This is a genomic window from Bradyrhizobium sp. Leo170 (assembly GCF_004296405.1).
Lineage (GTDB): Bacteria > Pseudomonadota > Alphaproteobacteria > Rhizobiales > Xanthobacteraceae > Bradyrhizobium.
Genome location: NZ_PSRR01000064.1, coordinates 1 through 13,097 on the forward strand (window position 1 = coordinate 1; position 13,097 = coordinate 13,097).

11 protein-coding genes are annotated in these 13,097 nt (G+C 61.0%); 7 read left to right on the forward strand and 4 right to left on the reverse strand.

Annotated elements, in window-relative coordinates; all coding sequences use genetic code 11:
• The coding region (locus tag CWO89_RS13860; protein ID WP_130579273.1) for a TonB-dependent receptor at window positions 1–1,898 on the reverse strand (1,898 nt) is incomplete at its 3' end.
• A gap of 408 nt (window positions 1,899–2,306) precedes the next feature.
• Complete coding sequence (locus tag CWO89_RS13865; RefSeq protein WP_130579275.1) at window positions 2,307–4,658, reverse strand: phosphocholine-specific phospholipase C; 2,352 nt, start codon at window positions 4,656–4,658, stop codon at window positions 2,307–2,309.
• Between the two features lie 364 nt (window positions 4,659–5,022).
• Here CWO89_RS13865 and CWO89_RS13870 point away from each other — a divergent pair, with 364 nt between their 5' ends.
• Window positions 5,023–5,865, forward strand: a complete 843-nt coding sequence (locus tag CWO89_RS13870; protein ID WP_245476164.1) for a MurR/RpiR family transcriptional regulator — start codon at window positions 5,023–5,025, stop codon at window positions 5,863–5,865.
• Window positions 5,866–6,080: 215 nt separating this feature from the next.
• Here the strand turns inward: CWO89_RS13870 and CWO89_RS13875 are convergent, their stop codons facing one another.
• Together CWO89_RS13875 and CWO89_RS13880 are read right to left on the reverse strand one after the other, a co-directional pair.
• Entirely contained in the window at window positions 6,081–6,470 is a 390-nt protein-coding gene (locus tag CWO89_RS13875) for a cupin domain-containing protein (RefSeq protein WP_165421134.1), read from the reverse strand.
• 231 nt (window positions 6,471–6,701) lie between these two features.
• The gene (locus CWO89_RS13880) at window positions 6,702–7,190 is read right to left on the reverse strand and encodes a MarR family winged helix-turn-helix transcriptional regulator (RefSeq protein ID WP_130579281.1); all 489 of its coding nucleotides are present in this window, start codon (window positions 7,188–7,190) and stop codon (window positions 6,702–6,704) included.
• A gap of 63 nt (window positions 7,191–7,253) precedes the next feature.
• On the opposite strand from CWO89_RS13880, the gene CWO89_RS13885 reads away from it, so the two are divergent.
• From CWO89_RS13885 to CWO89_RS13910, 6 genes are all read left to right on the forward strand, one after another.
• Window positions 7,254–8,051, forward strand: coding sequence for an SDR family NAD(P)-dependent oxidoreductase (locus CWO89_RS13885; RefSeq protein WP_245476157.1), 798 nt, complete (start codon window positions 7,254–7,256; stop codon window positions 8,049–8,051).
• A 398-nt stretch (window positions 8,052–8,449) separates the two neighbouring features.
• A complete protein-coding gene (locus CWO89_RS13890; protein ID WP_130579283.1) occupies window positions 8,450–9,751 on the forward strand; it encodes an ABC transporter substrate-binding protein in 1,302 nt (433 codons plus the stop codon).
• A gap of 54 nt (window positions 9,752–9,805) precedes the next feature.
• Window positions 9,806–10,705: a branched-chain amino acid ABC transporter permease gene (locus CWO89_RS13895; protein ID WP_130579285.1), complete on the forward strand. Its 900-nt coding sequence runs from the start codon at window positions 9,806–9,808 to the stop codon at window positions 10,703–10,705.
• Window positions 10,705–11,661: a branched-chain amino acid ABC transporter permease gene (locus CWO89_RS13900; RefSeq protein WP_130579286.1), complete on the forward strand. Its 957-nt coding sequence runs from the start codon at window positions 10,705–10,707 to the stop codon at window positions 11,659–11,661. Before CWO89_RS13895 ends, CWO89_RS13900 begins: the two co-directional genes overlap by 1 nt.
• Window positions 11,661–12,404, forward strand: coding sequence for an ABC transporter ATP-binding protein (locus tag CWO89_RS13905; RefSeq protein WP_130579288.1), 744 nt, complete (start codon window positions 11,661–11,663; stop codon window positions 12,402–12,404). The genes CWO89_RS13900 and CWO89_RS13905 overlap by 1 nt, the downstream gene beginning before the upstream one ends.
• Complete coding sequence (locus CWO89_RS13910) at window positions 12,401–13,081, forward strand: ABC transporter ATP-binding protein (RefSeq protein WP_130579290.1); 681 nt, start codon at window positions 12,401–12,403, stop codon at window positions 13,079–13,081. Before CWO89_RS13905 ends, CWO89_RS13910 begins: the two co-directional genes overlap by 4 nt.
• The last annotated feature ends 16 nt before the right edge of the window (window positions 13,082–13,097 follow it).

Genomic DNA, 13,097 nt, shown 5'->3' on the forward strand with positions numbered 1-13,097 from the left:
CCATAAGCGGACAGCTCCACGCCGCGGTTGCGCTGTTCGCCGTCATAGGCCAATGCGTTGGATGCGGTCCGGATCTGGCTGGGTCGCGTAATCTGGAACACCGCCGCAGTCGTCGTGATGGTACCCCAGTCCACCTTGATGCCAGCTTCCTGCTGCTTCGACTTGAATGGGGCGAGCACAGTACCGGTGTTGCTGTAGCCGGGACCGACGATGGTGCCTTGACTCAGTCCTTCGGCGTAGTTCGCGTAGAGCGAAACATTATGCCAGGGCTTGACTACCACGCCGGCAAGTGGCGTCAGCGCTTCTGCTCCGTAGCTGCTTGTCGGGAGACCGGTAGTGGTGCTGAAGGCGTCCTGTTCCACTCTCTGGTGACGAGTACCGACGGTCACCAGCACCGCATCATTCAGGAGTGACATCGTGTCGGCGATCGCAACGCTCCTGAGCGTTATCTCGTTGGCTAGCCGCGGCGGCGTGCGCGCGCCAGTGACCACAGGAAGGGGGGATGGGTTGTAGATATTCGATGGGACTGACTGAGCCGGTGTATTGGCAACGTAAGCGTTGCCGTTCTCCTGGTAATAGCCGGTGAAAGCGAGATTGATCGCATGACCGACGGGTCCCACTTGGAAACGCGACCGTATGCCTGCGTTGCCGCTCGTCGTCTTGGTGTAGGAGTCATAATACGCGTTGATGAGCCTGAAATTGCCGAGAGCGTCTATACCGCTGGGGAATCCCGTGACACGGGAATCAGGGAACGTCTGGTAGTTCTCACCCTCACGATAGCCGATGCCCGCATAGGCCGTCAGCGATTCGGTCAGATCGTATTCGAGGCCCGAGGCGATGGTGTTGTCGCGCTGACGGAGCATCGTGTCCGGGTACCAGTTGCTGCGCGCGTCGGGCGGGGCAGGAATGAAGGGCACGTTGCCCTGAATGGTCATCTGCGGACGGAAGTTCTTGGTGTCGTCGTTCTGCGAAATCGCATCGAGCGTCCAGCGCAGGCGCTCCCCGCGATAGTCGAGCGACAACGCACCGAGACCGGTCCGCCAGTTTCCGCCGTCGATCGAGGCTTCGCCATTGCGCCCCACCCCGTTGAAACGAACGCCCCACTCCTTGTTCTCACCGTAGCGATGGCTGGTCTCCAGATGGAGCCCGTAATTGCCGGCGCTCATGAAGACCGGCGTCAAACGCGCGAAAGGTACCTCAAGCGCGCGTTTGCTGACGATGTTGACGCCGCCGCCGACGCTGCCGCCAGGGGCTATTCCGTTGATGAGCGCACCAGGCCCCTTGAGCAGCTCGATCCGCTCGATGATCTCGGCGGGCACGCGACTGGAAGACACCAGGCCGTAGAGACCGTTGAACCCGACGTCACCTGAAGGAACGGAGAAGCCGCGGATCTGGAACGTGTCGTCGAATCCGTTACTGCCCGTGGTAAGCCGGACCGAAGAGTCGTTGATCAGCGTATCCGCCGCCGTCCGCGCCTGCTGATTCTCGATCAGTTGAGAGGTATAATTGACCGTGCTGAACGGTACATTCATGACGTTCGTGCTTCCGAGCAGGCCGAGTGTTCCACCGTGCGCCAACTGGCCGCCAGCATAGGCTGGCGCCGGAGCTCCGATCGTCCGGGTCGATCCCATCGTGGTAACAGGCGCGGTCGGCGCAGGAGGCTGTTCGGTCCGCTGCCGGGATGCGACGCGGGCAGAGTGCTGAGCCGAACCGCGACTCCGAACAGCGCGGGTCACTCGCGCTCTTTGCGGCTGATCGACGGACACCGGAGGCAACACGTGCGGCTGTGCGCTCTGCGCCCTGCTCTGAGAAGAGCTCACACCGCTCAGGCATAACGTAACAACGCCCGTCGCCACGCCGACATACAAACGGTTCTTATAATTCTTGAAGTTGCTCAACAAAGGCCCCCAATTCACATAGTCGATGTCCGACTAGGAAATCAGAGGTGCGAAGGCAACGAAGGCGATTTAGAATCTATTGATGCATGCGCGTAAGAGTTTGTGAGTCCAATCTCTGACCACTTTGGTGAGCCAACACTGAAATCTTTCTAATCAACGGACACTGACAACTCATCGTCCAGCATTGCGACGCTTTGACGCTATGAGGAGTGGAGGTTGTGCTAGCTAACACGTGACGCCGCTTGATAGTCCGCTTTGATGTTTCGACGCATGCTCGGCACCACGCCTGCGGTCCTTCGTTCGGTCTCGCTGAGACGCTCAAGGCCAGTGAAGCTTGATACAAGGTGAGGATGAAATTGAAGAGGCGCCCGAAGGCGCCTCCAAATCGCTGTGGTGATTGCGTCCTCTTCAGAACCGGTCGGCCACGCCCATGCCAGGATCGCTGACCGAACCGCGGCCGGTTTCCACATGACCGGCGACGCGCCGATAGAAGCCGCTGCCCGAGTCGCTGCTGATGACGAAGTCATACCACAGGCCGGTGGTGCGCAGATTCCAGTACAGTTCACCGGGGTGGCCAGAAGCGGACACTTTGACATCCCACGACGTGCGCGGACCGCCGCCGAAGTCGGGTCCTGGGAAGAAGACCGGCGGATTGAAGCCGAAGCCGGGTGCACAGAAGTCGGGAGCCTGCCGGAAACCAGGCACCGGGCCGAAGCCCACAGGACGGAAGTTGGGTCGCGGACCGAAGCCCGGAGGCTCCGGCTGCATCGCGGCGGATACCGAGGCGCTGACGGCCAACAGCGGCCCATAGATCTTGTTAGACTTCACGGTGAAGCGCAGGTGGCCGTTGCCGTCGTTGCGGAGCTGCAGGTGCACACCGCCGTCGTGGACATTGTAGCCGACGAAGATTTCGGGGTTGGGCTCATTCTTGTGCCGCATCGTAGAGATGTCGCCCTTGAAGTGGCGGTGGAAGCCATTGGGGGCGAGCACCCACAGATCATAAAGGCCGTCGTCACCGACTGCCCATTCGTCGTCCAGCATCTGGCCCGCCTCGACCGTGTAGCGCCGCGGAATGCGATCGAGGTGCATTTTGTCGTAGACGTGGAACACGGCGCCGGCAAAGCCGGTGTTGGCGAACAGGAGCCTGACCTTGCTCTTGCCAGCATCGACCTGCGCGCTGGCGTGCAGAATGTAGGGAAGCGCGCGCGAGAAGCGCACGCCGGTCTCCTGAAACAGCGGCTGCGGCGTCGTCGGCGCGGTGGGGGCCGGCAATGTCTTCTGGTGCGCATCCGATGCTTGCCAATTGCTCTGGTCGGGCAGCTCCGGGAAGCGGGGATCGTTGGGACTCGCGAAGTCGAAGGCCGTGGTGAGGTCGCCCGAAATGGCGCGATGCCACGGGCTGATGGAGTCCACCTTGATGCCGAAGCGCTTCTCGAGGAATCGGCCCACCGAGGTGTGGTCGAAGACCTGCGAATCGACCCAGCCGCCCTTGCTCCACGGCGACACGACGTACATCGGCACGCGCGCACTGAGACCCCAGGGACGGATGTTGCCGCTGATCTTGTCGTCGCTGCTCAGCACATTGCCGACCGTGTTGGAGAAATATTCACCCGCGAGCGGCATCGTGGCCTTGCCCATCAGGTTGCCGTCGTTGTCATAAGACGGCACCGCCGGTGCCGGCAGGTGATCGAAGAAGCCGTCGTTCTCGTCGAAAGTCAGGAAGAAGACGGTCTGGCTCCAGACCTCGGGGTTGGCGGTCAGTGCTTCCAGCACCTGGTCGGTGAAATTGCCGGCGCGGGTCGGGCTCCCGCCGCCGGGATGCTCGGAATTGCTCTGCGTCGGCAAGATCCACGATACCTGCGGCAGGTTTCCGCTCATCACGTCGGCCTTCAACCTGGCTAGATAGTCCGGACCACCGGTCAGGCCGTGCACATAGTTGGGATCACTCGGCTGTGCATGACGGAAGCTGGCGAACGCCAGACAGCCGTGCATCGCGCCGGTCCAATTGTCGTTCATGTCCTGGTAGACGTGCCAGCTTACGCCGGCGCGCTGCAGCAGGTCGGGGAGAGTGGGCCAGTTGAAGTCACTGCCGACATAGCGATAGTTCGGCTGCGGCTGAGGCAGGCCGTCCACCCACTTGGAAGGATTGGGCCAGCAGCGGTTGTTGTTGGGCTCGGAATCGTTCGTCGTGCAGTTGATGCCCTGCGCGCGCAGCGCGGGATTGAAGTTGGAGCCCGACCAGAACACGATCCGGTTGGGGTCGGTGCCGGTGGTGATGGAGGCGTGGTAGGCGTCGCACAGCGTGAAGGCCTCGGCTAGCGCGAACTGGAAAGGGATGTCCTCGCGGCCGAAATAGCCCATCGCGTACGGGGTTTTGTACTTGGCCCAGAAGCCCATCTTGCCCTGGTTCCACGCTGCCTGACTGTCGCCAAACGAATGCGGCGTGCCGTACCCGACCAGCGCGTTGCTGGTCGCGGAGTCGCGATGGTAGGGCGGGACCTCACGTGTGCCGTCGGACTGGAACCACACCGGCTTGCCGCTTTCGAGCGGAATAGGGAAGCGGTCGCCGAAGCCGCGCACGCCGCGCAGCGTACCGAAATAGTGGTCGAACGAGCGGTTCTCCTGCATCAGGATCACGATGTGCTTGACGTCCATGATGGTGCCGGTCCGGCGCCGCGCCGGAATGGCCAGCGCCCGGTTGATGCTGGTAAAGGCAGCCGCCGCCGTGGCGCCCGCCAGAAAGTCGCGACGTGTTGTCATTTCTCGTCTACCTTTGGTTGAACAGTTGAAGAAACGAACGACGGCCTGCAGCGCAGGCTTGGCTCACTGCGCAAGCAAGCCGGTCGGCAATAGCAGTGCGACTTGACGTCGCTGTGAATAATTTATTTCCAATAGAATTTTTTGTGAGCTTTTCTCAGTATAGGTGATTGAGCACCGAGAGACGGGAGAACGGGCCGGAAATGACACATGGGCCATCCTCGTCGCCGGCTTGTCCCGGCGGCCCACGAGAATTGAAGCTCTGCGCAAAGGGAATCGCGGTAACCTTCCGCGATCCACCAAATGAATTCCCACGTTGTTCGCGAGGACGCGGGTGACACGCTCGAACTTCAATGCAGGGCCGTCCGTGAACGGTATTCTATCTCGCGTTCGCGAATTGCAGTCTGATCTTCCTCCGAAAGCCAAACAAATCGCCGACCTGATTATCGCGCAGCCGGAGTCTTTCATTCACATGTCGATCACCGAAGTTGCCGAGACATGTGGCGTGAGCGAAGGCACGATCGTTTCCTTTTGCGGCCGGGTGGGCGTTCGCGGGTTCCAGGAGCTCAAGATTCTTCTGGCGCGGGATCTGATCGAGCCGGTTCGTCTGATTCAGGAGGATCTGCATCGGGGCGATGATCCGGCGACCGTCACGGATCACATCTTTGCCGCTCACGCCGCTTCGCTCCACGAGACACGCCGCCTGCTCTCGATGGAATCGCTGGCGAAAGCGGCAAGCTTGTTGAGAGAAGCGCAGCGGATCGAGATTTACGGCATAGGAAGTTCGGCGCCGATTGCGCAGGACCTCTCCTATCGCTTGCTGCAACTGGGGCTCGCAGCGAGCGCAGTCGTCGATTCTCATGTCCAGGCTGTCAGCGCTGGCATGACCGGCCCGACAGTCACGACCGTCACGGTGTCTCACTCCGGCAGCACGGTCGAGACGGTGCTCGCGACCCGACTGGCGCGGGAAGCCGGTGCCCGGACAATCGGCATCACGCGGCTCGGCAAGTCGCCTCTCGCGGCCCATTGCGACGTTCTGCTCTATACTGTCGCAAATGAAACCAGATATCGGCCCGAGGCTATGAGCAGCCGCGTAGCTCAGCTCGCGATTATCGACACCTTGGTGAGCTGTTGCGCCCTGACCGACACCGAGCGCTCTGTTGACAGACTTCAACACGCCGCGCGTATTCTCGCCGAGAAACGCTTTTGACCGCACAGCTTCGGGCGGAGAGCCGTTCACCGCCACGGGATGGATTTCCCTGCGAGTCACAAGAGGCGATCGAGACACGCGTCTGGCATTGTGCGGTCTAACGCAGACAACAGATGTAACGACGGTCTACGTGGTGTTCGGCTTGGGGCCAGGACCGGACCACCATCGACGAATTGACACAGCAGTCGTGCTCGTGACCCTGACAAGGACAAACACTAATGATCATCGACCTGTAGAGGTTGCCCCTTTCCAGCATACTGAATTCCAATAGCTTTGGCCGGCTCCGTCGTGCTCGCATTCCTGAAGTTATGTACGACGTCAGGCGGTTCTTGGAATGCTTGACCGGCCTTGAAGATCTGTGGCGGCTTACCTTCCATCTCCACCACCACGGAACCTTCGAGCACAACTACGAACCGGGGTGTCGGGTGGTGGTGTTTTCCAGTTTGCGCTCCCGGCGTGAGGGCAGCCGTCCAAATATTCATTTCCTTGCCTTCCATACCAGCTAGGTCTGTCTTGAGAAGATCAGTGCGCTTTATGGTTGGCTGCTGAGCTTTAGCAAACTTGTCGCTGGTTACGCTCAGCGCGATAACAGCGATCAAGGTCAAGGCCGGCACCCGTCCTAATAGTCCCATAGAACCCTCCAGCTGTTCGCTCGCTAGTACGTCGACGCCTAGTGAGGGGAGATCGAACCTAGCATTTCCAGAATGCGTTTCGGAGTCCGGAATGGGTCATTTGCGTCGATTTCGGCATCTGCGCGTCGTGTCTGCTTGGAGAGCAATCTCGGAATTGCCGGTTGTCCGATTTTGCCGTGTTGAACGCATCGGGTTGGATATGATTCAGATGTCCCGGCTCTGCCCGTTGCGCAGATTCAATTCAACGTCGTCGTCACGGCTGGCCTGCAGCGCCCGCGCGTAGGTCATCAGTCCATCGCGCACGATCGTTCGCTCGGCCTGGCTGAGGCGCGCGAGGGCGCCGGAGACTTGCCGCCGGCCGAAATCATGCAGGGCGGAGAGCGTGCGGCGTCCCTTCGCCGTCAGCGATAGCTGCTTGATGCGCGCGTCGTCGGCGTCGACGGTTTCCTTCAGTTCGCCGCACTCGATCAGCTTGCGCACCATGCGGCTGACGCTCGATTTCTCCAAATGGAGGATGTCGGACAATTCGGCCGAGGTCAGCGGACCGCTTGTGCCGATCTCCAGGATCGTGTGGACGGCCGACGGTGGATAGTCGGTCGCGGCCACCGTCTGCTCCATGAAGCCGAGCTCGCGCACCATCAGCCGTGAGGCCGCGCGGATATTATCGATGAGGGACAGGTCTTCGAAAGGCATGGCTTGACTCCGGCTAGATAGTTGTATCATACAACTATTAGCGAGACAACGGAGTCCGGCCCGATGAGCGAGGCAGCAACCGGCGGTTTGAATGCCGTCGCGAACCGAATGAAGGACAAGGTCTGCCTGGTCACAGGCGGCGGCACCGGCATTGGTCGGGCCACCGCGCTAAAAATGGCCGAAGAAGGCGCGGCAGCGATCCTGATCGCCGGCAGGCGCGAAGCCGAAGCCGAAATCGAATCCGCAGCGGCCGAATGCCAAGCGCTCGGCGCACAGGCTCTGGCGGTCAGGACGGACGTGACGCAGGAGCAGGAGGTCGAGCGACTGGTCCGGACTGCGGTCGACCAATACGGCAGGCTGGATGCGGCGTTCAACAATGCTGGTTTCCAGGAGCGTCGCGCGGGCATCGAGGAACAGCGCAGCGCCGTCTACAACGAGGTGTTCGACGCCAATGTCCGCTCGGTCTTCTTATGCCTGCGCCACCAGCTCCCGGTCATGTTCGCGCAAGGCGCGGGCCGGATCGTCGTCAACACGTCGGTGAGCGGCATCCGCAATCCAAATGCAGGGCTTTCGCTCTATTGTGCTTCGAAGGCGGCGGCGATCTCGCTGATGCGCTCGGCCGCAATGGAGGCCGCGCCACGCGGCGTCACGATCAATGCGATCGCGCCCGGCCGCGTGGTGACCGACATGATGCTCCGTTCGGGCGTCGGCGATATGTCTGCTGTCGCGGCAGGATTGCCGCTTCGGCGGATGGGAAAACCTGAGGAGGTTGCCGAAGCCGTGGTCTGGCTGCTCTCCGACGCCGCATCCTACGTGGTAGGTCACGTGCTCGCGGCCGACGGCGGTTTCCTGGCTTCCTGAGAGAGCCAGCGTAGCCCGGATGGAGCGAAGCGGAATCCGGGAAGAACGTACGCGCTGTCGGCCCCGGATTGCGCTTCGCTCCATCCGGGCTACGGGCCGCTATCCCTTCTGCGTATAGAGCAGCGGCACCGCGGAATCCACGACCACCTCGACCAGGCTGATGCCATCATGCGTGAGGCCACGCTTCAGCGCGGACCTTGACGCTCGCTTAGGTCGCGTCCGCTGTGCCTCCAGGAACGGTGCAACCGCGGACCCGCGGGGGTCCGCCTCGGTCAAAAGCGCTGCTGAGGTCAGCCAGTAAATGCTGGCAAAGGACGCGAATTATAGTAGCGTTACGGCAAGAAAAATGGCCACCAGGCCAGACATAAAGTCGAGAAAAAGACCAGGGAGGGCTTCCAATGCAATATTTCAAGACCGCACTTGCGGCGGCTGCTGCAACTGCAATTCTTGCCGGTGCCGCTCTTGCGCAGGGTAAACCCCAGGAAATCAAGATCGGTATTGCAACATTCCTGTCGGGGCCGGCGTCCGTTTTCGGCGTGCCGGCAAAGGCCGCGGCGGAGATGATCGCGGAGGATCTCAATAAGAAAGGTGGAATCGGCGGAGTGCCGGTCAAACTTTCCTTCATCGACGAAGGTGCCGGCGGCGAAGCATTGGTCTCGAACTACCGGCGCATCGTGCAGGACGACAAGGTTGACGCGACGTTCGCTGCAATCTCCTCGGGCAGCTGCAATCAGCTTGTCCCGGTTGCCGAAGACCTCAAGGTCATGAACTTCATGTGGGATTGCGGCGCTGCTTCCATTCTCGAGGTGAAGAAGTACCGCTACAATTTCCGGACCCAGGCGAACGGCACTCCCGAGATGCTGGCGGTGCTCATCTATCTCCTCAAGACAAAGCCCGACTTCAAGACGATCGCTGTCGTCAATCAGGACTATGCGTGGGGCCGCGAAAGCTGGGAGATATTCTCCACCGCGTTGAAGGCGATGAAGCCTGACGTCCAGGTGGTTGCCGAGCTGTTCCCGAAGTTCGGTGCGCCTGACTATTCCACCGAGGTTTCCCGCCTGCTGGCGCTCCGACCGGACGTCGTGCTCACGACCGCCTGGGGCGGTGACCTCGACACTCTGGTTCGCCAGGCGGGGCAACGCGGCCTGTTGCAGCAGTCGACATTCGTGCTGGGCATCGGAGAATCGTCAATCCAGCGATTGGGCAAGGATCTACCGGAGGGCCTGATCGTCGGTGCACGCGGGGATCACTGGTTCTTGCATCCGGAAAAGAAGAACGATCCGGCCTTCAAAGCCTTTAACGAAGCGTTCAAGGCGAAGACCGGCGCGTGGCCGATCTACCCGGTCTATCACATGGCGCAGGCGTTCAAGGCGTTGCAAACGGCCTATGATAAGGCCATCAAGGCGAACGGCGGCAACTGGCCGACGCGGGAGCAAGTCGTGGATGCGACCGCCGGCACAGAGTTCGCAACCGGCTTCGGCAGGCCGGTCACGCTGAGGCCCGAGGACAATCAGGGTCTAGAGGCCCAGCTTGTCGGTGTCACCAAGTCCTTTCCAGGCTACGACTTCAAACTGCTCGATAACATGATGATCTTCGACCCCAGGGTGATCACCAACCCGGCGGGTGTGCGGTCGGTCGAGTGGCTCAAGACGCTCAAGCCGGAGTTCGCCAAGATGGATGTGCCGACCTTCAAACAATAGCGCTCCATGACCCGTCCTCCGGCTCTCCGGGGACGGGCTTCCCTGAAGGTCTCCATGAACTCGACTCTCGCCATACTGGCCGTCCTCGACGGGATCAGCTACGCCGCCCTGGTGTTTTTGGTCTCCGTCGGGCTAAGCCTAATCTTCGGCGTGCTTCGCGTAGTGAACGTGGCGCACGGCTCCCTGTATGCCTTTGGCGCTTATCTCGCCGCGACGTTCAGCATCAAGGTTGCGCCGCTGTCGCCATGGCTCACCTATCCCGCGCTGCTGGCTGCTTCCGTCGTGATCGGCGTCGTTTGCGGCGGCTTCATTGAGCGCTTTCTGCTGCGGCCGCTGTACGGACGGGACGATGTGCTGCAGCTCCTGATCACGTTTGCTGCCTTCATGATCATGGACAATCTGCAGCGTTTGATCTGGGGCGTGCAGCCGATCTTCGCGGCCGAGCCTTTGAAGCTGCTGCCGAACGTGACCGTGTTCGGCGTGAACTACACGTCCTACCAGGTCATCCTGCTGCCGGGCGTGGCGCTGATGACACTGTTCGGCCTGCGCTACTTCCTGCGCCACACCCTTGCCGGTGCAGTGATCATGGCGGTTACGGAGGATCGCGAGGCGTCCACGTCGATCGGTATCGACGCCAGGCGCGTCTATTTCGTTACGTTCATCATTGGCGCGAGTTTGGCGGCGCTCGGCGGGGCGCTTGCCTCGCCGACGACATCACTCGTGCCCGGGATGGGCGCCGACATGATCGTGCTCTCTTTCGCGGTCGCAGCAACTGCCGGCCTCGGGCAGATCGAGGGCACCGCTCTCACCGCGCTCATGATCGGCCTGACGCGCGCCTTTGTCATCTACCTCCAGCCGGAGTTTGAAGTCCTCGTGCCTTATCTGTTGATGGTGCTGGTGCTTCTGGTGCGTCCGTACGGACTGTTCGGCGCAACCCAAGTGAGAAAGATCTGATGACGCGCCGCATCAAGCCGATCACGACGGCCGCAGTCATCTTCTTTCTGGTCAGCGCGGTCGCACCGCTGTTCGTGTCGAGCTGGGCGACGCTGTTCGCGCTTATTCTCGCGAAAGGCATCGTCGTGCTCGGAATCGTCCTGTTGCTGCAGGCGGGACAGGTATCTTTCGGACACGCGATGTTCTTCGCCATTGGCGCCTACACGTCCGCCTTCTGGGGCAAATATATCGGCGGCGGCGATATCCTGCTTTATCTCGTGCTCGGAGGCATATCTTCCACGGTCTTCGGCCTGATTGTCGGTCTGTTCGTGGTCCGCTACCGGGAAATCTTCTTCGGAATGCTCAATCTGGCGTTCTCGATGGTGTTGTGGTCACTTCTTGAGAAGATGTTCCCCTACACCAATGGTGCTGATGGCATCAGGGTGGCGCGTCCCGGCTTGCTGGGGTTTGTCTTCACGCCGGAAACCTTCCAGTACGTCATTCTTTACGTGAGCCTTTTGATAGCTGCTGCGGCATTCTATGGTGTGCAACGCTACCTCGAGAGCCCGCTCGGGCACATGCTGCGGGCGATCAAATCGAACGAGACCCGGCTCGAGTATCTGGGAATGTCGGCCCGCCGCGTGCTGCTCATTGGGTACGTGATCTCTGCATTCCTCGGCGGAATCGGCGGCACGCTGGTGGCAATCATCCAGCAGATCGCCACGCCGGAGTTTGGTTTCTGGACCAAGTCGGGCGAGTTCGTGTTCATCGCGATCCTCGGCGGCGGAGCCCATGCTTTCGGTGCGTTTGCGGGAGCCGCGATGTTCGAGTGGGTTCGGTTCTATGCGGCTGCTCACCTCGCGGATTCCTGGCAGCTCATTCTCGGCGTCGTGCTGATCGTCATCATCCTCTACGCACCAAACGGGCTGATCGGTCTCAGGCAACGGTATCGTCAGTCCGGGAAGCGGGGACGCTGATGGCCGACGTTTTGCTCTCTGCCAAGGACATCAAGATTCGGTTCGGCGGGGTTATCGCCGCTGATGGGATCAACCTTGAGGTCCATGAGGGCGAGAATCTTGCCATCATTGGACCGAACGGCGCCGGCAAGACGACGTTCCTCAATATATCGACGGGCTATCTCCGGCCGCAGGCCGGTACGGTAACTTTTCTCGGCCAGGACATTACTGCGCATCTTCCACGGACCATCACCAAGCTTGGCATTGCTCGCGCCTTCCAGATTCCGCAGCTTTTCCTTGATCAGACGGTTATGGAAAACATGCTGATCGCGGCCGCCTCGCGGCAGGGATACCCGTCAGGCTTCAAAGCTCTCTCGCGACTGCCGGAGGCGTCCGAAATGGAGCGGCTGCTGGAGCTCGTCGGCGTCAGGTCTTATGCTGAACGAAAGGCGCGAGAGCTACCCGAAGGGCAGCGCAAGCTGGTCGATATCGCGCTTGCGCTCGCGCTGAAGCCCAGGCTCTTGCTCATGGACGAGCCAACCTCGGGCGTCGCCTCATCCGAGAAGCTCGAAATCATGGATATCCTCACCGCCGCGCTCGCAAAGGAGAAGGTCACGTCGGTCTTCGTCGAGCACGACATGGACATGGTGGAGCGTTACGCCCACCGCGTCGCCGTGTGGAACGTGGGCAAGATCCAGAAGGTCGGCACGCCGGCGGAGGTTCTGGCGGACCCGAAGGTCCAGCAGCAGGTGATCGGAATATGACGCCGATGCTGAGTTTCGAGAATGTCAACGTCGCGATAGCCGATGCGCCGGTGCTGCGCAATGTCACATTCGCGTTGAGGCCCGGAGCGAGCGCCGCGCTCATCGGGCGCAACGGTGCCGGCAAGACCACGACCGTTCGCACCATCATGGGCTTCACCAAAGCGATCGGCGCCATCCGGCTCGGAGGCGAGGACCTCGGGTCGATTCCGCCGCACCGCCGGCCATCGCTCGGCGTCGGCTACGCGCCTGAGGACCGCCGCCTGTTTTCAGCCTTTACCGTGGAGGAAAACATCCTTCTGCCCGGTCGCGTTGCGAAGCTCTCCCTGCAAGAGACACGACGAAGGCTGGAGCGGGCCTACTCCGTGTTGCCGGAACTGCAAGAGCTTGCCAGGCGTCCGGCGGGATCGGTCTCGGGCGGACAAGGCAAGATGGTCGCGCTCGGTCGGGCGCTTATGCTGGGTACCCGGCTCCTTATTCTCGACGAGCCATTTCAGGGACTTGCACCTGTTCTCGCGCAGCGATACGCCGAAGCGCTTCGTCGGCTTCGTTCGCAGGATAAAGACATTACGATGCTGATTACGGAGTCAAATCCGAAGCTGCTTGAGACGTTTGCCGACGTGACCCTCACCATCGAAAGGGGCGAGATAGAAGGCGATTCAAGCCAATCGATTGGGTGACTCGCTGATCGGCGGG